We start from the raw sequence: 25,252 nt of genomic DNA, 5'->3' as shown, positions 1-25,252 counted from the left end.
AACTCTCTCCCCGTGGCAGGTTCAGTCGTACCGAACCGGGGACACAGTCAGCGGCGGCTTGGTTGCGCGGGGATCGAGGATCTTTCCACCAACGCGTAGACCACGACGCTCTCGACATCCATCTCGTCCCGGAACACCCCGAGGACGAACTCGCTGGTCACATCGAGGATACGGAATCCGGGCGGAGCCTCGACCTGTCCCAACCACTCCCCATCCGAGGAAATGACGGTGTACGGGGACGCATCTTCCAGGAAGCCGCCCGGCCGGTAGGAAGGCAGCCACACACGGCCCTCGCCGTCGGCGAACGGGAATCCGAAGAGCGGCATCGCTCGGCCGACGCTCGCCGAGTAGGTGCCCATGTCCTCCTCCAGGATCTCCTCGAACCGGGCCTCGGAAACGCTGCGGTACTCGGCGCGGGTCCTCCTTCGTTGGGCCGCCTCGACGGACTCCACCAGTTCCTCGGTCAGGTGGGCGGGTTCGGCCTGCCAGCGTACGATCTGCGTCACGGTGCCGTCCGGCAGACGCCAGGTCACCTCGGGCCGGTCGGACCTCGTGTAGACGAATCGCCCGTTGGCGAACAGGACCTGACCCACCGCCTCGATCGGGTCCCACCACTCGAGTTCCGGCGGGATGCGGGGCACGAAGTCGTACGACGCGATCGTGTCGAGCGCGGCGGTCTCCATGTCGAAGCGGGCCATGTGCCCGGGGCGCCATTCGCCTTCGAATCCGGTCCGGAAGCTGGGAGCGGTGAGCAGCACCGAAGTCGCCAGCAGCAACTCGCCGGATGAGCCGATGCCCGCCACACGGAGGCCGATTGACCGATGGAGTTCGGCGGCGCGCGCGATCGAACGGCCGGCGAAGAGCGTGACGCGGCCCAGGCGCCGGTCGGCCACCAGGACGCTGTCCCGACCCGGCGCGAACAGGGCGTCGACGAAGCCAACTTCGCCCGGTCCCTCTCCCCGTCCGGCCAGCACTTCGTGTGTGGTGCCATCCGGGTTCAGGACGACCAGTTCGCTGCTCCACTCGTCCGAGAGAACGGCGCCGCCATCCGGAAAGAGACGGCCGAAGTTGATTTGCTCGAATTCGTAGTCGCCAGGGTTCGCCCCGTGCCGGTACAGCGGTTCCGCCGCAAGGGCGAAGGGTGCCTCGATGTCCGACTCGCCCGCATACTCCACGATCCGCACACCCGCGCTGTCCCGGATCTGGACCTGAATGTCGTCTGTGAGCCCGGTGCCTCCCCCGCAGGCAGCGAGGGCCGACGCCAACATCAGTATGCGGCTTGTCACCGCACCGCCGAGGTTCTCGTCGCCAGCTCGTACACGGCGACGCTTTCGACGTCGAAATCGTCCCTGAGCACCCCGAGGACGAGCCCTCCGGCCACGTCGAGGATGCGGAACCCGGGCGGAGTCTCAACCTGTCCCAGCCACTCCCCGTCCGGGGAAATGACGGTGTACGGCGACCCCTCTTCCGGGTAGGCCGGCCGGTAGGAGGGCAGCCATACGTTGCCGTCGGGGTCGGCGAAGGGGGAACCGAAGAGCGGTATCGGCTGGCCGATCATGGCGCGATACCGGGACATGTCTTCCTGAATCATCTCATCGAGCCGGGCATCGGATACTCCGTAGTGCCTCCGGCCGATCATCCGGTTGTAGGCCTCGCCGCCCTCCAGGAGTTCCTCGGTCAGCAGGGTGGGCTCGGGCCGCCAACGCACGATCCGGATTACCTTGCCGTCCGGCATACGCCAAGTGATTTCGGGCCTGTCGGACCTCGTGTAGACGAACCGCCCGGCAGCGACCGTGACCTCGCCAACGGGGCGGATGATCGGCCGCGGCTGCCCCGATCGCTCTCGGTGGAAGTGGTCGTACGACGCGACCGTGTCGAGGGCGCCGGTTTCGATATCGAACAGGGTCATGTGCCCGGCGAGCCACTCGTCCTCTATATCGACCCGGGAACGGTAGGGGAATCGGTTCATGAGCAGCAGTTCACCGGATGCACCGATCCCCGCCACACCGACGTGCGCTGCCCGAGGGAGGCTCACGATGCGCGCGACCGAATCGCCGACGAAGAGAGTGAGGCGAGACTGACGATCGTCGGGCACGAGGACGCTGTCCTGGCCCAGGACGAACACCGAGTAGGGGGAGATGACTTCGCCCGGCCCCTCTCCAACCCTGGCGAGCACCTCGTGCGTCGTCCCGTCCGGACTCAAGACGACCACTTCGCTGTACCAGGCAACGACAGCGCTTCCATCCGGGAAGAGCCGGCCGGCGTCGACGAACTGGAATTCGTAGTCGCCGGGGTTCGCCCCGTGCCGGTACAGCGGTTCCGCCGCCAGGGCGAAGGGCGGCTCGACCTCCGGCACTGTCACGTACTCGACGATCCGCACCCCGGCGCTGTCTCGGACCTGAACCTGGGCCTCGCCGGTGAGTCCGGGGTCTCCCCCGCAGGCAGCGAGGGCCGCCGCGGGAATCAGCATGCCGCTCGGCGTCAGTACGCGGCTCCTCACCGGGCGAGGGGCAGGTCCGCGATGTCGTACCAGTCGAGCGCCCGGTCCGGAATCCCGTCGCCATCGTCCGCCCCGACCTGCCGGTCGACCAGCACGACCAGAGTCGACCCCAGGAGGTCGAAGGCCCTGAGCCGATCCCTGACCCGCACCGACCCGAGGTATTCGGCATTCTCGTACACGTCCAGGTAGGACCATTCGTGTTGGTCGCGCTGGGTGGCGATCCAGTAGCGGTTGGCGTCGTCGAACAACTGCTCGCCCGTGGACAGATGGTAGTTTTTCGGGGTGGCGCGATAGCTTTCCAGCCGCTCCTCGACGCCCTCGGAGATGGGGAAGCCCCGCCGCCTGTTGAAGCCCCTGAGCATCTCCTCGAGCCGTGCCACGTCGCGCTCGTCCGGGAGTTCCGGGACGTACATCGGCGCGCGCAGAACCGTGGCGTCGCCGGTGCCGCCGACAAAGATCAGATGCCCTTCGCAGGCCACGAAGACCCAGCCCTCCTCGTGGTCCGGGATGCCATAGATGACCTGCCCACACCCGACATCCCACGGCCCGCGCGGCGACCCTTCCTCCCGCACGACCTGCCCGGAGGCGAGGTTCACGTCGTACCGGGTCACCAGCGATCCGGAAGTCTCGCCGCCGAGCATCGCCATGTAGTCCAGCGACAGACCCGAAACCGCAGCTCCGAACGACGGGAGGGGCTCAAACAGCCTGTCCGGCAGCATCACATCCGACACGTAGGCGCCCGACGCCTCGAAGACCGTGAAGCGGCCCAATGCCGGATCCACCACTCCAACCGTTCCGTCATCGCCACGAGCGAGGTCCCCGGGATTGCCAAACTCCCCGGGACCTTCCCCCTCGCGCCCGAAGACTCCCGCGACGGTGCCTTCCCCGTCCACGCAGCGGACCTGGCCCTCGTAGGAGTCGATGACGCAGGCCGTGCGCTCGTCCGCAAGAAGCGCGACTTCTGCGCTTTCGCTCAACGGCACGGCTGCCGTGCTGAGGAGCTCGGGCGTGAAGACACCCGGGCCCACCGCGTCACCCTGACCGCAGGCGGCGGCGAAGGCCAGGAGTGGAAGGCACGTACCTGCCAGGACCCTCTGTATCAGGAGACAACCGCGGCGTCTTTGACCCATGATTCTCTCTCCCCCGGGCACTCTCAGGACTTGTCCAGGCGGTAAAGGCGCACGTATTCGACGCCCTGCGCGTCGCGCCACACGCCGAGCACATAGTCGTCGCCGATCTCGAGATGCGGAGCGCTGCCGGCCGTGGCTCCCCGGTCCAGCCCCGGAGGCATGGAGATGCTGCCGAGCCATGTGCCGTCCGGCGCGTAGACTTCGAAGGGGGACCGCTCGACGCCGGGACCGAAGTACGGCTCCACCCAGAGATGACCGGTCGCGTCCAGGTGGATCGACCGCAGGGCGGGGAGGGTCTCCGCTCGGGGGCGGTCCCGCCAACCCGGTTTCGCAGCCTCTGCCTGCTCACGCGTATACCTGTTATAAGTCATGTTCCGCTCGGCCATCTCGTCGAGCCAAGCTTCCACATGGACGCTGGTAACGGGTCGAATCGGCTCATCCCGCCGCAGGATGCGCGTGATCGAGCCGTCGTCGGTGGAGACCCAGCGGACGGCGTAGGCCTCGGTGTCGGCGACCGCGAGCCGCCCGGCTTCCGCGGCGAAGACCGGGCCCTTGGCGAACTCGTAGCCCTGATACACCACGCCTTCCCCCAGTCGTTCGACGAACTGTTCCCCGCCGGGAACATCCAGCAGGGCTGCGATCGTCCCGTCCTCGAGAGAAAGGGTCGCGAGGCGGATCGCGGGCCAGCGCACGACGCCCTCGGGGATCCGGCTGTAGTCCGCAGGGTCGATGACCAGACGGTGCCCCGAGACGCCGATCGGACTACCGGAACTGAACCCGGGCCAGGACCCCTCGACCCGCAATGCGCGGACGAATTCCCCGCCGGGAGCGAAGACCTGCAGGCGGTCCTGAGCGATGTCGAAGGTAACCAGCGAGTCACCGGCGAAAGCGTGGAGGGAGATCAGCCGTCGGTGTTCCCCGGGGCCGTCGCCGCTTCCCGCCGCCCTCCACATGAAGACGCCTTCCCGATCGTAGCCCCGGAGTTCGCCGGAGAATCGCTCGCCGATGACGATATCTCCGTTGCCGAGACGAACGACCCCGACGACGCTGTCGAGCTGGTATTCGCTTGCCCCGAAGGCAGCCCCGATCTCCACCAGGGGCTCATCGCTCACGGTCCAGCCATCGCCGGATTCCCAGAGAGGTTCGAGAGCCGTGGCGATCGCCACGCCCGCGGAGTCCGAGTGGAGAGTCCCGGCCGGCGTCCCCGCCGAGTCACAGGTCCTGCAGCGCGAGCATGGTCAGGAGCAGAAGGCCGGGAGCCGCGAGCACACGGTCGACCGACCCACGCTCCAACTGGCCCCGCGTCAGGAGGGAATCTCCCGCGATAACGACCAGAGCTGCACGTATTCCACCCCCAGCTCGTCGTATACCCAGCCCAGAATGTAGTCTTCGCCGATCTCGAAGGTGCGGAGATCGGGTGGGGTTTCGATCAGGCCCTGGACCCGTCCTTCCGGGTCGAAGACTGTCCACGCTGCAGTCCGGTACTCCCGCACCCAGAGATAGCCGGCGCGATCGGACAGAATCTCACTGAAGGCGGGCCAGGACTCCACCAGAGGCATGTCCCGCACTGCATTCAGGTTGCTGATTCGATCCTCGTCCGGCAGGTCGGCGTAGCGCCGGGCGTAGTACTCGTCCAGGTCGGCCTGCGCAGGGCTCTCCAGGTCGCCGGCGCGGCGGACGGTTCTCACCAGCGACCCATCGGTGGCGAATGCCTTGATCTCGTAGCTGTCCTGCACGCCGATGGCGACGAGCTTTCCCCATACGGCTCCCATGGTGCCGCGTCCAAAGGGGTGGGGCATGCCGCCCTCGAGGCTGCCGTCGGGCGCGAAGATCGCGTAGAACTCGCTTCCCGGAAACTCGCCAAGTGAAGCGAGCAGCGTGCCGTCCGCGTCCAGGATTTCCCATTCCGCGTTGGAACGAACGAGGCCCGAGGATCCTGTCATATTCCTACGGAGCCCCCCACTGCCGCTGGTGAAGATGTTCCCGTCGGGCAGCAGATCGACGACGTTCAGCAGGCTGGCGTCGAGGGGCACGTCGCGACCGTGATTTCCGTCCGCATCGAACAGTGACAAGCGGGTTCCCCAGGGATTCACTGCGGCGATCGAGTCTCCGGGCCAGGAGGCTACGACGGTCGGGCTGTAACTGACGAACTCGCCCGGGCCCTCTCCCCGGCCTCCCCATGTCGCCGCGTGCGAGCCGTCCGCGTTGAAGGCCCTGAGTTCATTGCTACCCGAGTTGGCGATCACGATTCTGCCGTCCGGCAGCCGGGTCGCATCGGTGACCTGGAACAACTGGTCGGCTTCGCCGCTGTCGACGGCACCGATCGAAAGGGATGGCTGCGTGCCGAACTCCCACGGCAGCCGCGAGTCCGGTGCGGGCGCGTCGTTCTCCACAATGCTGACGCCGGCGCTGTCCCGGACCACCACCTCAGGCCCGCTGTCGGCATCTTCGCTTGTGTCCTCGCACCCCACACTACAAAGGGTCAGAGCGAGGATCCTGATTGCGAGGCATCCCCTGGTGGTCGGCTGGCTCATTCCCCGACGCTCCTTCCACTGTCCGACCGACCGTTGAGCCATGTGGTCCAGGCTTCGAGATCGGTTCCGAAATCCTCGCCGCTTATGGCCATCAAGAAGGCGATGGCCGGTGCCTGCGTCCCGCGGTGTTCGGCGCCGGCATACGCCAGCAGAAGGTCCGGCCGTTCTCGAGCCAACTGCCGCCCGAACTCCGGATCGACTTCGGTGGCAACCAGAACCCGCAGAACCAAGTCGAAGGACCACGGATTCGTACCGCCGAAGTGCGCCAGCAGAGGCTCTCGCGCCTGAGACCAGTCGACCGGGCGCCTACGATCCGAGTAGATCAGTCCCTGGAGCAGGCTCCCAGCTACGGCTGCGACCCGGTCTTCCGGATCGGTCATGGAGAGCACCAGGCCGCGCCATGACGCGTCGCGGTCCACGAAGTTGCCGAGCACGAGGGTCGCAATCTCGCGCGCGGACCTCGATGCATCCCTCGCCAGGAGTTCGCGTGCGAAGCGGCGATCTTCCTGGCTGCTCGCACCGTCGACCAGCGCCCAGACCTCCGCGAGGGCGTCGGGGTCGGAACCGATCCATTCGGCGGCGGCGCGAGAGTGGAGCGTTCGCGCGGCCGAACTCAGCGTGTAAGAGTCCTCCTCGGCAACCGTCTTCAGCGTCTGCCACGTGTCCGGCAGAGGGAGGGTTTCGCTTCCTATCGCCCGGGGCCGGACATGCGCGCTGTCCTCCACGCCGACCACGACGGTGTAGACGTCGTCGGAACCCACGGTTCTGTAGGACATGGCAGCCGCCTCGGCGAATCCGAGTTCCATCTCCATGACCGCGGCACAGGCGTGGAATGGCTGGTCGGGAGCCAATTCCTGGATGGCGTCGAAGAGGTCGCGCGCGTCCCACTCCTTCAACCCGACGAACTCGACCGGTCCGTCCGGCCCCTCAATAACCTGGCCGAGGCCCGGCGACGCCGTTGCAACAAGCAGCGCGACCACGCCGAGTGCCGTACGGAGGCTTCTCATGGGGCTCCCATCCTTCCAGGAGTCTCGGTCTCAACTACCCCGAATCAGGACGTCGACTCCTGTTGCTGCGTCTCATTCGGGTCGTCGCGGGACCGTATCCGTCGCGGGGGGGCTCAGCAACTCGAGCAGGAATTCGACGGCCTCTTCGGATTCCGTGCGGCCGAGCCAGTAGATGCCGCGCTCCCGCACCTCCTGGTCCGGTTCGTTGCGGATGAGTTCCATCAGGACGCTGGGGGCTGTGGGGTCGGACCTCGACCGCATGTAGATCGCGTAGATGGCCTGCCGCTTCAGGAACGGTTCCGACAGTTCCCCGTAGAGGTCCGTGAGATACGCCACCGTCACCGTCGGGTGGGCCGCCCACGCGCTGAAGGCTGCGCCGCGCACCGCGTTGGATGCCTCCGGGTCGAAGGCGACCGAGCGCGCCCAGGCGGCGGTTTCCATATCCTCTTTCTCCCCCACCTTGCTCGCCACCGAGCTAAGCAGAGTCTCCTTGAGATCGTCCGAATCGAGTTGGTCGTAGATTCGGACGAAGATTCCGCCTTCCACGTGATCCCGGTCCCGCAGCGCACGGATCGCCGAAGTACGAATGCGTTCGGACTTCGAGCGGTTGATGACCGCGCTGATGAGGGCGTTCTGGATCGCGGTGGGCGCCGACGAGTCCGTCGCATACCGGCTCGTGCGGAGCCCGCTGATCGCATCGCTCTGCAGGGCTTCGTCATCCGAGACGGCGAGCGTCTCCCGGAGCACACTGAACGCGATTTCCGAGTCGAAACGCCACAATTCCTGGAGGGCGGCTCTGCGGACGGATTTCTCCGGGTGGCGATGGACGACGCTGAGAAGAACGGACTGCGCTTCGAGCGTTTCCTGTCTCCCGATGAGTTCGACCGCCTCCTCGTGAAGCCGTGTCGAACACCCGTCCTCGCGCTCCAGGACGCCGCGAAGCACCTGCATCCGGTTGATCTCGTCGTACCGCATCACCGCTTCGAGCGCCGCCAGCTGCACCGACACGTCATCGCACGGCTGCCGCTCCTGTGCCGCGGCGCGCGAGGCCTCCTGGTATTCCGCCCGCTGCCAATCGTAGGCCGCAAGCTGCTGTTGGTACTCCTCGGCCTGCCGCTGATACTCCGCCGCGCGTTCCTCGTAATCGGCCGTATTCTGTCCGACCGGCGCGACGCTCTGCACCGGCGCCTGCCCTGTCGGCCGCGGCTGTCCCCGCAGCGCGGCAGCCAGCGAGTCCACCCGCGCATGAACGTCGGCCATCGTGGAGTCGGCCTGCGCATGACGCTCCGAGAGCATCGTGTCCGCCCTCGAATAGAGTTCGGCGATCATCCAGTCGGCCTGGGCGTCGACCGCGGCGGAGTCGGCCACCAGCGAGTCCCCGTAGACCGCCAGATCGGCGACCGACACCGGGAGCGAGACGATTTCGCCCATCACCTCCACGGGCATCACGCGAAAACCAAGCATCGCGGGGGAGGCCTCGAGAGTCGCCTCTGCATCGCGCAGCAGTGCCTCTGCATCGCCAGCGTCGCCGCTCGACGCGAGTTGGCTTCGGATCTCGAATTCCAGGGCCCGCGCATCTTGGTACAGGCGCCCGGGGAGGTGCCTGCCATGTTGATCGACCGGCTGCGCCTCGTGAAACCCGATCATGAGAGTCTCGAGTAGCAACCGCGCCTCGGCCAGATCGCCGAGGCGATAGAGGGCGAACGCCTCCCAGTAGTATGAATCGGGTTCAAACGGAGGTGACGTGAGCGAGGACTCGGTCCGCACCGCCTGGAAGAGCGCCACCGCACGTTCAAACTCCTCCGCGTTGATGGCGCGACGTGCCTCGAGGAATCGTTGGACCTCCCCCTGCCGGACCGTCTGTGCGGCAAGGCTCCTCGCCCCAAGCACCTGCAGCGAACCGGGGGCGACGGCTTCAGCCGCCGTGAGACCGGCCAGGAGCAGTCCGACGGAGATCAGGTGTCTCGCGCGGTAATTCATGATATGCCTCCGTGATCGTGCATCTCCATGCGTCTTATCGTGCGTGCCGGATGATCTCGCCCGGTCACGCATCACGTTCCACTCGCTGAACGAAGCCGCATCAGCGTACCCTGCTGTTCCATGCTCTCGCGGGCCAGTTCGCGCTCGAAGTCCGGAGCATCCGGGCCGAGCCGCGCGATCTGAACGAGGACGAGTTCGAGATCCTGCAGCAGGGCCCGTTCTCGTTGACCCTCCGCGGCAGGCGTAGCGAGCCGTGACCGGGTCTCCACCAGCAGTTCCCGCGCCCACCGGGCAAGATCGCGCTGGGACTCGTCGCTCCCGATATCCGTGCGGAAGGCAACGAGCAGGGTAGCGGCCTGGTCGAGGTGCCGGGACGCGTCGTAGTCGTTGGCCTGGGCGCGTGACGGCCCATGGCCCGCGGGCTGCGTAGACGGAAGGCTGACGGCCGCGCTGCCCGGCGGGGGCGCACCCGCGCTGCCCGGGCGGGTGGCCGGGTCGGCTGCCGGCGGGGCCGTGACGGCCGCGAACTCGCGACTCGTCTCGAGGGGCTCCTCGACGAGCGAGGGCACCGACGTCGCCGCGGCGGCAGGCGGCGCGATGGGCCCGGCGTCGGTCGCGGCGACCGACGCCGGCGCCGCCGCCGCGACCATCTCCGCCTCGCCCGGTATCGGAAGCCGCTCACCCCGACCCAGCGCCGCAGCCAGCGCGACCGAGGCGGCGGCGGCTCCCGTCAGCCAAATGACCGTGCGGCGTGGCCGCCGCCCGAGCGTGCGGACCACGCCCAGCCGGACCGGCCCCGCAGTCGTCTCGCCCGCCCCCTGCCCGACCGGCCGCCGCGCGACCCAGGCCGACTCGATCCGCGCCCACATCGCCTCACGCGGCGCGGCCGGCGGCTCATGATAGCCGGCCGCGTCGAACAACTCGTCGTCCATGACGTCCGCGAGTGAGTCCTCCGCGAGCGAGTCTTCCGCGAGACGCGTCTCGACCGCCGCCCACATCGCTTCAGCCGGCGCGGGTGGCGGCGCGTGGTAGTCCGCCGCCTCGCGGCGCAGGAACGCCAGGAATCGCTCCATGTCGCCTGTATCGCCGGCGCTGCAGGCGTCGGCCGTGTGGCCCGTATCGCCCGTATTGTCCATGTCGCCCATCTGATCCTTCAGCACGCCCATTCTCCCGCGTGGTCCGCGAGCTCCTCCCGCAGGCGGCTGCGGGCCCGGAAGAGTTGTGACTTCGAAGTGCCGGCCTTGATGCCGAGCATCGTTCCTATCTCCTCGTGCGTGTAGCCTTCCAGGTCGTGGAGGAGGAACACCGTCCGGTAGCCGGTGGGCAGTTCATCGATCGCCCGGTGAAGCCGAGCCTTGACGTCCGGCTCGACCCCGCGCGGCCCGCCGCTCGCGCGAAGATCGTCGTGCAGCACCGTCTCGCGGCCGCGGAAGCGCTTCACTTTCCGCAGTCCGTTCAGCGACACCGTGGTCGCGATCGACCCCAGCCACGTCCCGAACGCGGACTCGCCGCGGAACGTGTCGATCTTCGTGAACGCCCGCACGAACGTCTCCTGAGTGAAGTCCTGTGCGAGATGGTCCTCCCCCGCGAACCGGTAGCAGATCCGGAACACACGTTCCACGTGCGCGTCGTACAGCGAACGCGCCGCGTTCTCGTCCCCGTCCTTGAGCCGTTGGATGAGCTGTGGTTCGGTCACGTTGGCGGGGTCTCCGGGTCCACGCCGGTTCCTTCGTTTCCAGACCGGTGACACAGCGAACGGGAGATTAGTTGCGCCGGTTCCGTCGGGATCCGGGCGGCGGGATTCGTCCGGATCGCGGGGGCGGGTTTCTTCCGGACCGCCGGAGGGCGGCTCGGCGGCCGGACCCGGGGGGCGACCGGCCCGCGGCGAGGGCGGGCCGGTGCCGGTCGTCCCGGGGCGGGTTGCCGGGCGCGGCGTACGCTCCCGGTCGGGCGGCGAGCGCCCGAACCCCAGGTTCAGGCGACGGCGACCGCCGCGCCCCGCAGCACCTCGGCGATGTTCTCCAACGCCCATTCCAGACTCGCCTTCTCGATCGTGAGTGGAGGCGCGAAGCGGATCACCTGCTCGTGCGTCTCCTTGGCGAGGATACCGCGCGCCTGCAGTTCCTCGCAGAACGGACGCGCCGACCCCGACTCGTCGCGCACCACGACGCCGATGAACAGGCCGCGACCCCGCACGTGGTCGATGTGCGGCGAACCGATCGCCTCCAGCTCCCGCTTGAACCAGGAGCCCAGCTCGTTCGACCGCGCCGGCAGGTCCTCGTCCCGGATCACGTCGAGCGCCGCCATGCCGACCGCCGCGCCCAGCGGGTTGCCGCCGAACGTCGACCCGTGGTCTCCGGGGTGGAAGACGTCCATGATCTCGGAGTTGGCGAGGATGCCGGAGACCGGGAACACACCGCCCCCGAGCGCCTTCCCGACGATCATGATGTCACCGCGATCTCCCTCCCAGTCGGCGCAGAACAGCTTGCCCGTCCGTCCGAGACCCGTCTGGATCTCATCGTTGATCATGAGGACGTCGTTCGCCCGGCAGATCTCGAGCGACCGCGCGTAGAACCCATCCGGCGGCACGACGACCCCGGCCTCGCCCTGGATCGGCTCCACCAGGAACCCGACCGTGTTCGGCGTGATCGCGGCCTCCAGCGCATCGGTGTCGCCGTAGGGGATCGGCACGAAGCCCGGCGTGAACGGTCCGAAGCCGAAGGTCGAACCGGGGTCCGAAGAGAAGCCCACGATCGTCGTCGTGCGGCCGTGGAAGTTCTGCTCGCAGACGATGATCTCGGCCCGGTCCCCGGCCACTCCCTTGACCGTGTACCCCCACTTGCGTGCCGCCTTGATCGCCGTCTCCACGCCCTCCGCGCCCGTGTTCATGGGCAGCGCGCGCGCGAACCCCGTCGTCTCGCACAGCTGCTGAAGGAAGGGCCCCATCCGGTCGTTGTGGAAGGCGCGGGAAGTCAGCGTGAGCTTCTCCGCCTGCGCGCGCAGGGCCGCAATGATGCGCGGGTGACGGTGCCCCTGGTTCACCGCGGAATAGGCGCTCAGCATGTCGAGGTACCGGTTCCCCTCGACGTCCCACACCCATTCACCTTCCCCGCGCTCGAGCACCACGGGCAGCGGGTGGTAGTTGTGCGCGCTCCACTTGTCGACCTGCGAGAGGTATTCGCTCGTGTTCATCGCTTCCTCATGGGCGGTCGAGCGATCTCGACCATCGGTTGGGCCTTGGCAGTCCGTGGCGGACCGGAGCCGGTCTCGCCGGATTGAACCGGACCGGGAACGGTAGGCCAAAATGGCGCTTGCGGCAAGACGATTCGGCGCCGTGCTTTCCCTCGCCGGGCGAGGGACTGCTACCTTGTTTCGCATGAGCGACACGTCCGTCATCCCCGACTTCGCCGAGTTTACCCGGCTGGCCGAACCCGGCCGCATCGTCCCCGTCGCGATCGAGATCCCGTTCGACCTCGATACACCCGTCACCGCGTTCTCGAAGCTCCGGCAGGGGCCGTTTTCCTTCCTTCTGGAGTCGGTCGAGGGCGGCGAGCGCTGGGCGAGGTTCAGCTTCCTCGGCTCCGCGCCCCGAGAGGCCTGGCGACTCGACGGATTGGACATCCGCCACTGGACCCCCGGCGGCGGGTGGGGGGATTCCGAACCGACGGACGACCCGTTCGGGGCGTTCGAGGCGTGGATCACCCGCTATGAGCCGGTCGAGGTTCCTCCCCTGCCCCGGTTCTGGGGCGGGGCCGTCGGATTCTTCGGCTACGACACGGTGCGCTGGCTCGAACGGCTGCCCGGCGCGCCGCCGGACGACCTGGGCGTGCCCGACGCCTGCTTCATGGCGACGGAGCAGGTCCTCATCATCGACAACCTCTTCTCACGGGCCTTCGCCGTGGCGGCGGTCCCGATTTCACACGACGCCGAGGATCTGGAGGCACTCTACGGGGACGCCTGCGACCGGCTCGCGGAGTGGGTCCGGGGGCTGGAGGGGCCGCACGGGCTGGGACGGCCGGGCCGCGATCCGGCGGGCCCACCCGAGGTCTCCGGGAACCGCTCGCGCGACGACTACGAGGCGGCCGTCGATCGCATACGCGAGTACATCGTGGCGGGCGACGCCTACCAGGTCGTCGTCTCCCAGCGCGCCGGCGCCCACTTCGGCGGCGACCCCCTCGAACTGTACCGGGCGCTCCGGCGCAGCAACCCGTCGCCCTACCTCTTCTTCATCGAACTGGACGGCGTGCGTCTCATCGGTTCATCCCCCGAGACGCTGGTCCGGGTCGAGGACGGGAGCGTCACGGTGCGGCCGATCGCGGGTACGCGGCCGCGCGGCGCCACCCCCGAGGAGGACGACGGGCACGCGCGCGATCTGCTCGCCGACGAGAAGGAGCGGGCGGAGCACCTCATGCTCGTCGACCTCGGCCGCAACGACGTGGGGCGGGTGGCCAGGCCCGGGTCGGTCGAGGTGGCCCGCTTCATGGAGATCGAGCGCTACAGCCACGTGATGCACCTCGTCAGCGAGGTCACGGGCTCGCTCAGACGGGGAGTCGACGCCGTGGACGCGTTCCAGGCCTGCTTTCCGGCCGGCACCCTGACGGGGGCGCCGAAGGTGCGCGCCATGGAGATCATCGACGAACTCGAGCCGACCCGCCGGGGCCCCTACGGCGGCGCGGCGGGATACGTGGGGTACGGCGCCACGAGCCTCGACATGGCCATCGTCATCCGGACTCTGCTCTCCAGCGGGGACCGTGTGTACGCCCAGGCGGGGGCCGGCGTGGTCTACGACTCGGTACCCGCGCGGGAGTGGGAGGAGACCCGGCACAAGGCCCGCGTGCTCCTGGAGGCGCTGGCCGACGTGTAGCCCCACGCTCCGGGTGGGGTCCGCGAGAGCCGGGCGAACGCCCGTCCCGTCAGAGCCGGGCGAGTCGCTCCTCGCGGGCGATGATGGGGTCGATCTCGTCCGCGTATTCCTTGGCGAAGGCGAGCGCCTCCTCGAGGGCCTCGGTGCGTGTGCCCGCGAACCGCTGGCCCACCGCGGCGCTCATCGCGCGCCCCGGGCCCGCGGCCGCCGCGACCTCCCACGCTTCGGGCCCGCCCCGCAGCGCGGCCCGCCGACCCGCCCGCGTCTCCCGAAACTCGATCCGCGGGAATCTCCGCACGCTCAACCACTCACGGAGAATCGTCCTGAGTCCCTCGGAAGGCGTCCACTGCTGCTCGAAGAAGATGCGCTCGAGTTCAGACTCCACTTCCCGCGACAGGCGGGTACACAGGGGACGAGGCAGAGACATGTATACACAGTATACGACCCGTCGTTCCTACGCCAGTTTCCTTGCGCACGTTGCTCTCCGGCCGCGGGGGTGATGTCACCCTTTTCCGACTCGGGGCGTCTACGGGTGTACGCGGGGCCGCTGCACACGAGAAGACGGCGGACCCCTTTGCCGGAACGAAGGAGTGAGGGGGCCATGAACGTTTACCGCATGTCAGCCGGGATCGGGACGCTGTTCGGACTCCTGCTCGCGTTGTCGTCTCCCGCGACCGCGAGCGTCCAGCCGGAAAGAGGAACCGTTGAGGGGAAGGTGGTCGATGCGGCCGGGAGCGCCCCCATCGCGGGCGCCCAGGTCTTCATCGAGGGAACCGTCACCGGTACGCTGACGGACGCGGCCGGCGCCTATTCGCTGGAGGATGTACCTGCGGGACGGCAGATTGTCGCCGTTCGACTCATCGGATACCGGGACATGCGGAAGAGCGTCACGGTCGTCGCGAACCGGACGGCGGTGCTCGATTTCACGCTCGAGCAGACCGCCCTGAGGATCCAGGACATCGTCGTGACGGGCGTCGCCGGAACCACTCCGCGCACCGCGCTCCCGTTTACGGTGGGGCCATTGAGCGCGCGCGCCGCGGCAGTGCAGGTATTGCACGGGGTTCCCGGCTTCAACACGGAATCGTACGCGCCCATCGAGGAGAACGACTTCCGGCTCGTGAGCGCGTCGCCGCTCTCGACCTTCTCGATCGACGTGGACCGCGCCTCCTACGCCAACATGCGGCGGTTCATCCAGGCGGGTGAGCGGCCGCCGGTCGACGCGGTCCGGATCGAGGAGTTGATCAACTACTTCCCCTACGAGTGGGACGAGGTATCCGGGGACCACCCGTTCGCGGTCGAGACGGAGGTGTGGGACGCGCCGTGGAAACCGGAGCACCGGCTCGTCCGCGTCGGGCTGCGGGCGCCCTCCGTGGAGACGGCGCACCTCCCGCCCAGCAACCTCGTCTTCCTGATGGACGTGTCCGGATCCATGTCGCCCCCGGGCAAGCTGCCTCTGCTGAAGAAGGCGTTCGCCCTGCTCGTCGACCAACTGAGGCCGCACGACCGCGTCGCGATCGTCGTCTACGCGGGGGCGGCGGGTCTCGTGCTCCCTTCGACGCAGGGGAACCGGCGCGGGAAGATCCTCCAGGCGATGGGGCGACTCGAGGCCGGGGGAAGCACGGCGGGCGGCGCCGGGATCGCGCTCGCCTACGAAGTGGCGCGGAAACACTTCATCGAGGACGGGAACAACCGCGTCATCCTCGCGACCGATGGCGATTTCAACGTGGGCGCCTCCAGCGACGGCGAGATGGTGCGGCTCATAGAGAGGGAGCGGGAGAGCGGGATCTTCCTCACGGTCCTCGGCTTCGGCACCGGCAACCTGAAGGACTCGAAGATGGAGCAGATCGCCAACCACGGGAACGGGAATTTCCACTACGTGGACGGGCTCCTAGAGGCCAGGAAGGTGCTCGTCGAGGAGATGGGCGGGACGCTCCTCACGGTCGCGAAGGACGTCAAGCTGCAGATCGAGTTCAACCCCGCGCGGGTGGCCGCCTACCGGCTGATCGGCTACGAGAACCGGCTGCTCGCGGACGAGGACTTCAACGACGATACGAAGGACGCGGGCGAACTCGGGGCCGGTCACACCGTGACCGCGCTGTACGAGGTCGTGCCGGCGGGTCTCCCGGTGCCGCGCGGCTCCGTGGACCCGCTCCGCTACCAGCCGGCCGCCGAGCCGCCCGAGGCGGAGGCGGCCCCCGAGAGCGCGTTCGAGGACGAACTCCTGTACGTCAAGGTCCGCTACAAGGATCCCGACGGTTCGGAGAGCAAACTGCTGGCGCACGCGGTCCCCGATCGGGCCGCCTCTCCCTCGGGCGGCTTCCGCTTCGCCGCGGCGGTGGCGGGGTTCGGCATGCTGCTGCGGGACTCGCCTCACGCGGGTCGCTACACTCTTGACGACGTCATCGGCCTCGCCGAGAGAGGCAGAGGGTCGGACCCGCGGGGTTATCGCGGCGAGTTCATCCGCCTCGTGGAGACCGTCCGGGACCTCGATCTCCTGGGAGCCGAAGCGACCGGGGGCGGCCAGCGTTAACGTTGCGGCTCGTCCCTCGGGCACCGCGGCTTTGACGACGATCGCGGCGGCCCGCAGCGGGGAGGGGGCCGCCCGACTTGAAGCTGAACCGACGGATCTCCGGCCGGATCGAACGGCCGGCGGACAAGCGACGGTACGTCCGCCGGCTGTTCGCGGGCGTGGCCGAGCGCTACGACCTGACCAACGACGTCATGTCGCTCGGCCTGCACCGCCGCTGGAAGCGCCGGCTGCTCGAACTGGCCGACCTGCGGCCGGGGCATCGCGTCCTGGACCTCGCCGCGGGCACCGGCGACCTCGCTCGCGGGGCGCTCGACCTCGCCGCGCGGAAGGGGTTCGAGATCCGGGTGGTCGCGGCGGACCTCACCCCGGAGATGATGCGGACGGGCAGCACGCGCGGGAGTGGGGCGCTCCAGGGCTGGATCGGCGCCGACGCGCTGCGGCTGCCGTTCCCGGACGGCGTGTTCGACCGCGTACTCGTCGGCTACGGGCTGAGGAACTTCGCCGATCTCGACGCCGGTCTGGCTGAGAGTTTCCGATGCCTCCGTCCGGGCGGCCGACTGATCTCGCTGGACTTCGGACACCCGCGCTCGACCGCGCTGCGCCGCGCCTACAGCGCTCATCTGAACGTTTCGACGCGCGTCGTCGGGTGGGCGCTCCACCGCGACCCGGAGTCGTACGTCTACATCCCCGAGTCTCTGCGGAGGTTCCCGGATCAGCGCGCCATGGTCCGGAGGATGGAGGCCGCCGGGTTCGAGAGGTGCCGCTACGAGGAACTGATGCTGGGTATGATGGCCATCAACTACGGAGACTGCTGCTAGGTGCTAACCCTGGAGGTTGGGGTTGGTCTCCGCCCTCCAGACGGTGAACTGGCGCTGGCCGCCCTCGCTCTCCTCGAGCCGGACCGTCAGCGCATCTCCGTCGCTGATGCGCAAATGGTCTCTCATCTCCTGGGGAATGGTGATACGTCCGCCACTTCCTACGTTGATGTTTCGGTAGTACATGACGCGGAAGATCGCCATCTAACCTCCAGAGTACTGGAACCGGCAAGCAAGAGAACCATTTATGATGGCGACCGAAACCAATTTGCGGTAGGCCGCGTTCAGATTGGGAATCTCCACCAGAACCTCGTGACGAAGGTCTCGCCTCGTAGCCACGGGAGAGAGCGGCCGATATGATCGGGAACGTGGACACACCCGCCATCCGCCTGCAGGGCGTCACGAAGCGCTTCGGCAAGAAGACCGCGGTCCGGAATCTCGATCTCGAGGTCCCGCGGGGATCGATCTGCGGGCTCATCGGGCCCAACGGTGCCGGGAAGACCACCACGCTCCGCATGATCCTCGACATCATCGGGGCCGATACAGGTTCGGTCGAGATGTTCGGTTCCAGCGACATCGAGGCGGCGCGGGCCCGCGTCGGATACCTACCCGAGGAACGCGGTCTCTACCAGAAGATGACCGCCGTCGACCACCTCGCCTTCTTCGGCCAGCTCAAGGGAATCCGGCGGAAGGAAGCGCTGACGCTTGCACGGGCCGGGCTGGAAGCGGTAGGGCTCGGTGACCGGGCGGACGACAAGGTGGAGACGCTGTCCAAGGGGATGGCCCAGAAGACGCAGTTTCTCGGTGTCATCCTGCACGAGCCGGAGCTGCTCGTGCTCGACGAGCCGTTCAGCGGGCTCGATCCGCTCAACGTCGACCTGTTCAAGGAGATGATGCTCGAGCGCCAGCGCGCGGGGGCCACCATCCTCCTGTCCACGCACCTCATAGAGGACGCGGAACGGCTCTGCGAGCGCGTCTGCATGATCGCGGGCGCGACCAAGGTTCTGGACGGCCGGCTGCGCGACATCAGGGCGGCGGCGGGGCGGCGCGATGTCGCGATCTCGTTCGAGGGCAACCCGGAGTTTCTGGACGCCCCGGACCTCATCGAGCGCGTGGCGGCACATGGCCGCTATGTGGAGGTCCGCATGCTCGAGGGCGCGGATCCTCAGGCGCTCCTGCGCCGCGCTGTTGATAGCGGAGCCCGGATCTCCCGCTTCGAGCTCATCGAACCCTCCCTGCGCGAGATCTTCATCGAGAAGGCCACGGAGGCCGGGCTGTCGCACGAGGACGTGAGCGAAGACGACGAGGCGGCGGCATGAACCCGTTCACGCCCAAGGTCGCCGCCGTGGTTCGCCGCGAGTTCGTGCTGCGCGTGAAATCGAAGTGGTTCCTCCTCTCCACGCTGGGGCTTCCGCTGCTCATTGTCGGGCTCGGCGCCCTGGCCGCGTTCATCGCCGTCAGAGCGGCGACGGATGTGGGCGAGACCCGAAGGGTCATCGCCGTCGCCGACCCCGCCGGACTCATCGGCGACCTGCTCATCGAGGAGTTCGTCACCGATTCGATCGACGCCGTGCGGGCCGCCGACATGGAGGAGTTCTCGATCGACGAGGCGCGGAGTCGGCTCTCCTCCTCCTCGTACGACCTGCTGCTGATGATCCCGCGCACCGCGGGCCGGCGGGCGGCGGAGATGCCGGGACAGGCCGGTGAGTCCGCGGGGAGGAACGCCGGAGACGACGAGACGACGCTCCTCGCGCTGGACAACGTCCCGGCCGTCCTCGAGGGCTCCGTCCGGGCGGCGCTGCAGAGGGCATCGGTGCGGGCGCGGCTTCGTTCGGTGGGCGTGCAGAGCGTCGACCCGGGCGCCCTCCTCTCGCGGACGTCGTTCGAGGTCGTGAACGTCACCGAGTCCGGCGAGGCCCGTTCCCAGGATCTCTACCGGGCACTCGGCTTCGGCATCGCGTTCATGTTCTATTTCGTCCTTCTCATCTACGGGCAGATGATCGTGCGGGCGATCCTCGAGGAGAAGCAGTCCGACATCGTGGAGGTCATGATCTCGTCGCTCCGGCCGTGGGAGTTGATGCTGGGCAAGATCGTGGGCGTCGGCGCGGTCGGCATCGCGCAGATGGCGGTGTGGGGCTTCGTCTTCGCGCTGGCGGCGATCTATGGCCTCACGGGCGGGGCGTCCGCGCTGGCCGAGGCGGGGATCGATCTCGCGAGCCTCCCGATCCCGTGGGGCGCCATCGTTCTGGTGCTCTTCTTCCTGGTCCTCGGCTATCTGCTCTACGCGGGCATGTTCGCCGGGGCCGGCGCGACGATCAGCAACGAGCACGACGCCCAGCAGGCGATCATGCCGATCACGATGCTGATCATCCTTCCGTTCATCGCGGTCCAGGGCGTGATCCAGAGCCCGAACGCCGGGTGGGCCGTGATCCTCTCTCTCGTGCCGTTCTTCAGCCCGCTGGTGATGCCGGCCCGGCTGTTCGTCGCCTCCGTGCCCGTGTGGCAGTGGCTCCTGTCGCTGGTGCTGCTCGGACTCTGCGTGCTCGCGGCGGCCTGGGTCGCGGGCCGGATCTATCGCGTCGGGATTCTGATGAAGGGTCAGCGCGCCAACCTGCCGCAGGTGGTGCGATGGATACGGCACGGCTGAGGCTCTCGGGCACACGCTCCGCCGGCCGACTCCTCGCGCTCGCCCTCGGCCTTGGCGCCGCGGCCTGTCGAGGTGACCCGGACTCGATCGTGCTCGGGGCCACGACATCCACCTACGACTCGGGCCTGCTCGAACATCTGATCTCACGCTTCAACGACGACCACCCCGAGGTGAGGGTGCGGACGGTCATCCAGGGGAGCGGCGAGGCGCTCCGACTCGGGCGCAGCGGGGACGTCGACCTCCTGCTCGTGCACGCGCCGGAAGCCGAGGCGCGCTTCATCGCGGAGGGATACGCGCCGCGCCGGCGGTCCGTGATGTACAACGGTTTCGTGATCGCCGGCCCACCCGGCGATCCCGCGCGGGTCGGGGGCGCGGGATCTCCCGCGGAGGCCTTCGCGAGGATCGCGGGCGGTGGGCACGGCTTCGTCTCGCGCGGGGACAGTTCCGGCACGCACTACCGGGAGTTGCGTCTGTGGCGCGAGGCGGGCCTGACCGCGGCCGGCCCCTGGTACATCGAATCGGGACAGGGGCAGGCGACGACGCTGCACGTGGCGAGCGAACGCGGAGCCTACGTGCTCACCGATGGGGCCACGTTCACCGTCCTCGCGCGGGTCCTCGATCTCGAAGCGCTCGTGGTCGACCACCCGTCGCTGCGGAACGTCTATTCCCTGCTCGAACCTCGGGCTGCGCTTCGGCCCGTTCAGGCGTCCATCTTCGCAGCCTGGCTCCTGTCGGACGAGGGGCGCCGAGCGATCGCGGAGTTCCGGGTCCCGGGGGAGGACGGGCCCGTCTTCATGCCGCGGATCGCCGGAGAGGTTGAAGGAGGACTGCCGGCCGCCGCAGATTCCGTCCGTGGATCCGCTGCTCGAGGCTCTCCGGCTCATCACGTCGGGTGACCTGTACGTCTGGAACGTCATCGTCCGCTCGCTGCAGATCAGCGGATCGGCGCTCCTCATGGCGATGGTCATCGGACTGCCGATCGGCATCGCCGTCGGCCTGACGCGGTTCCGGCTGCGGCTGCCCGTGGTGGCGGTGATCAACGCCGGACTCGCGTTCCCGCCCGTCGTCGTGGGCCTGGCCGTCTTCCTGCTTCTGTCCCGCGCGGGCCCGCTCGGCGATCTCCAGCTGCTGTACACGCCCGCCGCGATGATCGGCGCCCAGGCGATCATCGCGGGTCCCTACATCGCCGCCGTCAGTTTGGCCGCGGTCGAGGGCATCCCGGGGGACATCGCGCTCCAGGCCCGCGCGCTCGGAGCAAGCCGCTGGCAGGCCATCCTGCTCCAGTTGAGGGAGGTGCGCACCTCGCTCATCGCCGCGGTCGCCGCCGGGTTCGGGGCCATCATCAGCGAGGTGGGGGCCGTGATGATGGTGGGGGGCAACATTCTGGGCGAGACCCGGGTGATGACGACGGCGATCGTGCTGGAGACGCGACGCGGCAACTTCGAGGTCGCGATCGCGATGGGGATCGTGCTCATGCTCATCGCCCTCTGCGTGAACTCACTGCTCCTGCTGCTCGGCCGGCGATCGCTCCGCCGCGCGTCGGTCGCGTGAACGCCGCGTCCCCACCGCTGCTGAGCGGGACCGGGCTCCGGCGGAGCTACGGCGGGAAGACCGCCGTAGAGGTCGGCCACATCGAACTCGCGGAGGGAGAACTGCTCGCCGTGTTCGGCCCGAACGGCGCCGGCAAGTCGACCCTGCTCCGCCTGCTCTCGATGCTGGAGAAGCCCGATGCCGGCCGGGTGGCGTTCCGCGGCGTCTCCGGCCGGGCCGCCGAGCGCGCCCTCCGCGCCGCATCGGCCGTCGTCTTCCAGCGCGCCCATTTCTGGCGTGACTCGGTGGAATACAACGTGGGGCTGGGCCTCGCGCTGCGCGGCATCTCCCGCTCCGAGGCCCGCGAGCGCTCGCGGGACGTGTGCGAGCAGCTCGGGATATCGCACCTCCTCCCCGCCCACGTCTCGGAACTTTCCGGAGGCGAGGCACAGCGCGTGGCGCTCGCCCGGGCGCTGGTACTCGATCCGGAGATCCTCTTCCTGGACGAGCCGACGGCGAACCTCGACACCGACGCGCGGCTGGACCTCCGTGACGATCTCGAACGGGTCGCGCGCGAACGGGCGACCAGCGTGTTTCTCATCACGCACGATCGCAACGAGGCCTTCCACCTCGCCGATCGCGTGGCCGTGATCCGCGACGGCCGCCTGATCCAGACCGGCACGCCGAAGGAAATCTACGAGAACCCCGCGGACGCCTACACCGCGCGCCTCACCGGCGCGGAGCTGACGATCCCGGGCACCGTGCTGACGGCGGAGGAACGGATGGTCACGGTCGATATCGGCGGGGCGTCGGTCCTGGCTCTGGGCGACGCGGCTCCGGGCGAGCCCGTGAAGATCGCCTATCGTCCGCAAGATCTCGTGATCTCCCCCCCCGGTCTCCCGTCGACCGATCTGAGTACGCGGAATCTCCTCCACGCCACCGTGAGCGAGCGTCGGGACATGGGCGGGCTGGTGAGGTTGCGCATGCGCGGCCCGGTGGAACTCGTCGCCCTCGTCACGCTCGACGCGGCGGACGAACTGGGAGTGGACGCCGGGGTCCGCGTCGCCGTCCGCGTGAAGGCGACCGCGCTCCACGCCTTCCCCGCCGGCCGCATGAAGACCCCCACCGGGTCACCTCGGGCCCGTCCGGAGTCCGGTTAGTTCGATCGCCTCGAACCCGCGGGGCCCGTCCAGATGACGATCGCGCCGCAGCGCCCCACCGAACCGCCGAACTCCGCCGGCAGTTCGCTCGGTCCGCGGTAGACCTCGATGCCGGCAATCTCCGAGGGGGACACGAAGTTGTCGATCGAATCCGTGAACTGAGCGTTGTCGCGGATCACCCGCACGCCATCCACATAGACGTTCGCGTTCATGCACCCCCATTCCGCGCGGCTGCTCAGGCTGGGAGCGCCGCGCGTCATGCGGACGACGCAGTTGTTGTTGCCGCTCCCCGTGCACTCGGTGCGCAACCCCGGGATGCGCCCGAGGTAGTGGGTGACCCGGATCGCGCCCGTGTCCTGAATGTCGTCGCGCGTAAGGAAAACGCCGGCGCCGCTCAGTTCCGCGAACTCCCGCCGATCGTAGAAGCCCTGTAGCTCCAGCCGCTTTTCGCGGACCGCCGTGACGACGAGTGGCGGGAGTTCGATCGGATCCACGCTGAGTTCGAAGTTCACCTGAAGGGTCCGGTCGCTCGGAAGCTCGACCACCTGATCGACGTTCTCGTAGGCCAGGTGTTCGACGGCCACCTGATAGACGCCGGGATCGATTTCGTCGAAGGTGTAGCGGCCGTTGCCATCGGTCGCGCGCTGCTGGTCTTCGTCCACGAGGGTAACGGTCACCGCTTGCACCGGCCGTCCCGAGCGTCGATCGACGACGCGGCCCACGATGCGGCCGGGGACGCGGAAAAGACTCTCCGCAGTCCGCATCTCCACACCCATGCCGATGTCCCATCCGGCCGGCGGCCCCGGCGCGATGTTGACGACGACCGGTTGCGTGAGGGAGAGCGCGACCCGGGCCTGAACGGTGAGGCTCGTCCCGGACGGGAGGCCGCAGAGCACGTAGGCGCCGCGGCGGTCCGTCTGCACGGAGACCCGCCGGCGCTGCCCCTGCGCGTCAGCCCATGTCGCGGAGACCGTTGCTCCCGACATGATGACCGCCTGGATCGTGTCCTGGACGACGCCGGCCAGACCGGTGATGGCCGGGTCCATGTCGTCGGGGCAGGTCACGAGGTCCTGGGCTGCCAGCCGGATGGCGGCGGGCGGAGCCAACATGGCGCCGAGGGCAATGATGCACCCCACTAGCCGGATCCGCATCCGCCCGGCTCCATGGCTGTCGGTACGTACTGGCATGTCGCGGCGTTCCGCTCTTCACGTCGGCTCGGTGCGGGGGCCGGTGGCCGCCCCGTGCTCGAATCTAACGAGCGTACGGTTCCGGCACATGGTCCGCGTCGCTCCGGTCCGTCGGGCGGGGGGAGTCGCCCCGAAGGCGGGGTACGTCGTAAGTTTCGGGGGAGCCGCCGCCCCGCTGTCATCTTTCGCGGAGTCATGCGTCGTGCAGCACATCCTGCGTTACAGCTTCCACCGCGGAAGGGTCCTCCTTGCGGCCTTCGCCCTGTCCCTGCTCGTGGGCACGAACGGCTGCCTCGACCTGGGCCTGGGGTTGTCGCCGGCCGTCGGAGGCCTGCTCCAATCCGTGGTCAGCGAAGGGGAAGCGCTCCCGGAGTTCGCGCGCGCCATCGGAGGGCCTGGAACGATGCGCGTCAGCGGCCAGATCGTGGGTCGGCTGCGGTGCGACTACATCGACAGCGAACTCGACGTGAGGGGCGACGGTCTGAAGCTCACCCTCACGATCATCTCGGGCCGACAGGGCTGCAACAGCCTCACGCCGACGACCATCTCCTACCTGGCGAACATCTTCCACCTCGATCCCGGTCCGACGGGGATCGTCGTGGAACATCGCTACGAGGGCGTGGACGGTGTGGCCGGGGAACGCCTCGACGACGTGGTCGACGTGAGGTGAGCCCGCGACCTGCCCCCGCGGGCGGTCAGTCGAGCGGTGTGGAGCGGGTGTGCAGTTCGATCAGATCGTCGTCGGACATGCCGCCCAGCGCCCGCGTCGCTTCGGCCACGCTGCGGCTCTCGTGCGCCACCCACCGCGGGCGCTCGAACGGATCCTCCAGACAGACGAAGTAGATCCGCGACGCCCGGGGCGTGTTCGGCTGTCCCCCCGACACATAGGCCTCCCACTGGATCATCCCTCCGTCGAGGAACCTGCGGGAGAGGGCGCGCTTCGGGTCGACCGCCATGCCGCTCACACCTTCACCGAGCGGGCGAGCAGTTCGCGCAGCCCGCCGTCGCCGATCCGGGCCACCGCCTCCTTCGGCACCTTCGACAGGCCGGGCGGCGCCTGGTTGTAGCGCTGGGGCACGGAGACGTCGTCCTGGTTTCGCAACATCACCAGCAAGCGGGGCGACTGCTGCATCGTACCGGAGAAGATCGAGAACTCCGCCTCCCAGGTGGCGCCCGATTCGCTCGTGAACCGGGTGCGGGCGCTGTCGGCGGCGCCGTCCAGCCGGAAGATGAGCTTCTTCAGCAGCGACATATGCGTGTGGGGATCGTTCGTGTACGTGAAACGGCGAACTCGGCGCGGAGACAGTAGGCCCGTCGGCGGCGGCTCGCCAGCCTCCCGCCCTACCGATGCCGCGCTGAAGCTGCGAT

At 68.5% G+C, this 25,252-nt stretch carries 24 protein-coding genes; 9 read left to right on the top strand and 15 right to left on the bottom strand.

What is annotated here, in order from left to right; translation table 11 throughout:
* Positions 1-47: 47 nt before the first annotated feature.
* The 10 genes from ACOQPP_RS15210 to rocD form a co-directional block, all read right to left on the bottom strand.
* Entirely contained in the window at positions 48-1,286 is a 1,239-nt protein-coding gene (locus tag ACOQPP_RS15210; protein WP_420636834.1) for a hypothetical protein, read from the bottom strand.
* The gene (locus tag ACOQPP_RS15205) at positions 1,283-2,470 is read right to left on the bottom strand and encodes a hypothetical protein (protein ID WP_420636833.1); all 1,188 of its coding nucleotides are present in this window, start codon (positions 2,468-2,470) and stop codon (positions 1,283-1,285) included. Before ACOQPP_RS15205 ends, ACOQPP_RS15210 begins: the two co-directional genes overlap by 4 nt.
* Positions 2,471-2,496: 26 nt before the next feature.
* Positions 2,497-3,477 (bottom strand): hypothetical protein, encoded by a 981-nt coding sequence (locus ACOQPP_RS15200; RefSeq protein ID WP_419167829.1) that lies wholly within the window; start codon positions 3,475-3,477, stop codon positions 2,497-2,499.
* 176 nt (positions 3,478-3,653) lie between these two features.
* Complete coding sequence (locus ACOQPP_RS15195) at positions 3,654-4,796, bottom strand: hypothetical protein (RefSeq protein ID WP_420636832.1); 1,143 nt, start codon at positions 4,794-4,796, stop codon at positions 3,654-3,656.
* A gap of 138 nt (positions 4,797-4,934) precedes the next feature.
* Positions 4,935-6,053, bottom strand: coding sequence for a 6-bladed beta-propeller (locus tag ACOQPP_RS15190; protein WP_420636831.1), 1,119 nt, complete (start codon positions 6,051-6,053; stop codon positions 4,935-4,937).
* A 107-nt stretch (positions 6,054-6,160) separates the two neighbouring features.
* Positions 6,161-7,171, bottom strand: coding sequence for a hypothetical protein (locus tag ACOQPP_RS15185; protein WP_420636830.1), 1,011 nt, complete (start codon positions 7,169-7,171; stop codon positions 6,161-6,163).
* A gap of 72 nt (positions 7,172-7,243) precedes the next feature.
* The gene (locus ACOQPP_RS15180; protein ID WP_419167833.1) at positions 7,244-9,151 is read right to left on the bottom strand and encodes a hypothetical protein; all 1,908 of its coding nucleotides are present in this window, start codon (positions 9,149-9,151) and stop codon (positions 7,244-7,246) included.
* A 71-nt stretch (positions 9,152-9,222) separates the two neighbouring features.
* On the bottom strand, positions 9,223-10,311 hold the full coding sequence (locus ACOQPP_RS15175) for a hypothetical protein (RefSeq protein WP_419167834.1): 1,089 nt from the start codon (positions 10,309-10,311) through the stop codon (positions 9,223-9,225).
* Positions 10,305-10,847, bottom strand: coding sequence for an RNA polymerase sigma factor (locus tag ACOQPP_RS15170; RefSeq protein WP_419167835.1), 543 nt, complete (start codon positions 10,845-10,847; stop codon positions 10,305-10,307). The genes ACOQPP_RS15175 and ACOQPP_RS15170 overlap by 7 nt, the downstream gene beginning before the upstream one ends.
* A gap of 278 nt (positions 10,848-11,125) precedes the next feature.
* Positions 11,126-12,343 (bottom strand): ornithine--oxo-acid transaminase, encoded by a 1,218-nt coding sequence (gene rocD / locus ACOQPP_RS15165; protein ID WP_419167836.1) that lies wholly within the window; start codon positions 12,341-12,343, stop codon positions 11,126-11,128.
* A gap of 184 nt (positions 12,344-12,527) precedes the next feature.
* Between rocD and ACOQPP_RS15160 the strand changes: the two genes are divergently transcribed.
* Positions 12,528-14,015, top strand: a complete 1,488-nt coding sequence (locus ACOQPP_RS15160; RefSeq protein WP_419168003.1) for an anthranilate synthase component I family protein — start codon at positions 12,528-12,530, stop codon at positions 14,013-14,015.
* A 49-nt stretch (positions 14,016-14,064) separates the two neighbouring features.
* Here the strand turns inward: ACOQPP_RS15160 and ACOQPP_RS15155 are convergent, their stop codons facing one another.
* Positions 14,065-14,442, bottom strand: a complete 378-nt coding sequence (locus tag ACOQPP_RS15155) for a hypothetical protein (RefSeq protein WP_419167837.1) — start codon at positions 14,440-14,442, stop codon at positions 14,065-14,067.
* A gap of 174 nt (positions 14,443-14,616) precedes the next feature.
* Between ACOQPP_RS15155 and ACOQPP_RS15150 the strand changes: the two genes are divergently transcribed.
* Positions 14,617-16,545, top strand: coding sequence for a YfbK domain-containing protein (locus ACOQPP_RS15150; RefSeq protein WP_420636829.1), 1,929 nt, complete (start codon positions 14,617-14,619; stop codon positions 16,543-16,545).
* A gap of 77 nt (positions 16,546-16,622) precedes the next feature.
* A complete protein-coding gene (locus ACOQPP_RS15145; protein WP_419167839.1) occupies positions 16,623-17,363 on the top strand; it encodes a ubiquinone/menaquinone biosynthesis methyltransferase in 741 nt (246 codons plus the stop codon).
* A 3-nt stretch (positions 17,364-17,366) separates the two neighbouring features.
* Here the strand turns inward: ACOQPP_RS15145 and ACOQPP_RS15140 are convergent, their stop codons facing one another.
* Positions 17,367-17,564, bottom strand: a complete 198-nt coding sequence (locus tag ACOQPP_RS15140; protein WP_419167840.1) for an AbrB/MazE/SpoVT family DNA-binding domain-containing protein — start codon at positions 17,562-17,564, stop codon at positions 17,367-17,369.
* A gap of 152 nt (positions 17,565-17,716) precedes the next feature.
* Between ACOQPP_RS15140 and ACOQPP_RS15135 the strand changes: the two genes are divergently transcribed.
* Genes ACOQPP_RS15135 through ACOQPP_RS15115 form a run of 5 tightly spaced genes read left to right on the top strand, consistent with a single transcriptional unit; the run spans position 17,717 to position 22,697 of the window.
* Entirely contained in the window at positions 17,717-18,679 is a 963-nt protein-coding gene (locus ACOQPP_RS15135) for an ABC transporter ATP-binding protein (protein ID WP_419167841.1), read from the top strand.
* Complete coding sequence (locus tag ACOQPP_RS15130; RefSeq protein WP_420636828.1) at positions 18,676-20,007, top strand: ABC transporter permease; 1,332 nt, start codon at positions 18,676-18,678, stop codon at positions 20,005-20,007. The genes ACOQPP_RS15135 and ACOQPP_RS15130 overlap by 4 nt, the downstream gene beginning before the upstream one ends.
* Positions 19,989-20,903 carry a substrate-binding domain-containing protein gene (locus ACOQPP_RS15125; RefSeq protein ID WP_420636827.1) on the top strand — a complete coding sequence of 305 codons (915 nt, stop codon included), beginning with the start codon at positions 19,989-19,991 and terminating at the stop codon, positions 20,901-20,903. The genes ACOQPP_RS15130 and ACOQPP_RS15125 overlap by 19 nt, the downstream gene beginning before the upstream one ends.
* A complete protein-coding gene (locus ACOQPP_RS15120) occupies positions 20,860-21,558 on the top strand; it encodes an ABC transporter permease (RefSeq protein WP_419167844.1) in 699 nt (232 codons plus the stop codon). Before ACOQPP_RS15125 ends, ACOQPP_RS15120 begins: the two co-directional genes overlap by 44 nt.
* The gene (locus ACOQPP_RS15115; RefSeq protein WP_419167845.1) at positions 21,555-22,697 is read left to right on the top strand and encodes an ABC transporter ATP-binding protein; all 1,143 of its coding nucleotides are present in this window, start codon (positions 21,555-21,557) and stop codon (positions 22,695-22,697) included. Before ACOQPP_RS15120 ends, ACOQPP_RS15115 begins: the two co-directional genes overlap by 4 nt.
* Here the strand turns inward: ACOQPP_RS15115 and ACOQPP_RS15110 are convergent.
* Complete coding sequence (locus ACOQPP_RS15110; protein WP_420636826.1) at positions 22,694-23,848, bottom strand: carboxypeptidase regulatory-like domain-containing protein; 1,155 nt, start codon at positions 23,846-23,848, stop codon at positions 22,694-22,696. The genes ACOQPP_RS15115 and ACOQPP_RS15110 overlap by 4 nt on opposite strands.
* A gap of 238 nt (positions 23,849-24,086) precedes the next feature.
* On the opposite strand from ACOQPP_RS15110, the gene ACOQPP_RS15105 reads away from it, so the two are divergent.
* Positions 24,087-24,554: a hypothetical protein gene (locus ACOQPP_RS15105; protein WP_420636825.1), complete on the top strand. Its 468-nt coding sequence runs from the start codon at positions 24,087-24,089 to the stop codon at positions 24,552-24,554.
* A 25-nt stretch (positions 24,555-24,579) separates the two neighbouring features.
* Here ACOQPP_RS15105 and ACOQPP_RS15100 read toward each other — a convergent pair whose 3' ends face one another.
* Together ACOQPP_RS15100 and ACOQPP_RS15095 are read right to left on the bottom strand one after the other, a co-directional pair.
* Positions 24,580-24,849 (bottom strand): hypothetical protein, encoded by a 270-nt coding sequence (locus tag ACOQPP_RS15100; RefSeq protein WP_419167848.1) that lies wholly within the window; start codon positions 24,847-24,849, stop codon positions 24,580-24,582.
* Positions 24,846-25,136 (bottom strand): hypothetical protein, encoded by a 291-nt coding sequence (locus ACOQPP_RS15095; RefSeq protein ID WP_420636824.1) that lies wholly within the window; start codon positions 25,134-25,136, stop codon positions 24,846-24,848. Before ACOQPP_RS15095 ends, ACOQPP_RS15100 begins: the two co-directional genes overlap by 4 nt.
* Positions 25,137-25,252: the final 116 nt, after the last annotated feature.

Origin of the sequence: Candidatus Palauibacter sp., assembly GCF_965222475.1 — a bacterium.
In the GTDB taxonomy this organism is placed as follows: domain Bacteria; phylum Gemmatimonadota; class Gemmatimonadetes; order Palauibacterales; family Palauibacteraceae; genus Palauibacter.
Note: the sequence above shows the minus strand (reverse complement) of the source record. Positions and strands in the feature narration are given on the sequence as shown.

Coding starts and splice junctions, on each gene's coding strand:
- ACOQPP_RS15205 (WP_420636833.1), bottom strand. CDS start 2,470: ATGCTGATTCCCGCGGCGGCCCTCGCTGCCTGCGGGGGAGACCCCGGA.
- ACOQPP_RS15185 (WP_420636830.1), bottom strand. CDS start 7,171: ATGAGAAGCCTCCGTACGGCACTCGGCGTGGTCGCGCTGCTTGTTGCA.
- ACOQPP_RS15160 (WP_419168003.1), top strand. CDS start 12,528: ATGAGCGACACGTCCGTCATCCCCGACTTCGCCGAGTTTACCCGGCTG.
- ACOQPP_RS15135 (WP_419167841.1), top strand. CDS start 17,717: ATGATCGGGAACGTGGACACACCCGCCATCCGCCTGCAGGGCGTCACG.
- ACOQPP_RS15150 (WP_420636829.1), top strand. CDS start 14,617: ATGAACGTTTACCGCATGTCAGCCGGGATCGGGACGCTGTTCGGACTC.
- ACOQPP_RS15125 (WP_420636827.1), top strand. CDS start 19,989: ATGGATACGGCACGGCTGAGGCTCTCGGGCACACGCTCCGCCGGCCGA.
- ACOQPP_RS15095 (WP_420636824.1), bottom strand. CDS start 25,136: ATGTCGCTGCTGAAGAAGCTCATCTTCCGGCTGGACGGCGCCGCCGAC.
- ACOQPP_RS15110 (WP_420636826.1), bottom strand. CDS start 23,848: ATGCGGATCCGGCTAGTGGGGTGCATCATTGCCCTCGGCGCCATGTTG.
- rocD (WP_419167836.1), bottom strand. CDS start 12,343: ATGAACACGAGCGAATACCTCTCGCAGGTCGACAAGTGGAGCGCGCAC.
- ACOQPP_RS15155 (WP_419167837.1), bottom strand. CDS start 14,442: ATGTCTCTGCCTCGTCCCCTGTGTACCCGCCTGTCGCGGGAAGTGGAG.
- ACOQPP_RS15130 (WP_420636828.1), top strand. CDS start 18,676: ATGAACCCGTTCACGCCCAAGGTCGCCGCCGTGGTTCGCCGCGAGTTC.
- ACOQPP_RS15140 (WP_419167840.1), bottom strand. CDS start 17,564: ATGGCGATCTTCCGCGTCATGTACTACCGAAACATCAACGTAGGAAGT.
- ACOQPP_RS15180 (WP_419167833.1), bottom strand. CDS start 9,151: ATGAATTACCGCGCGAGACACCTGATCTCCGTCGGACTGCTCCTGGCC.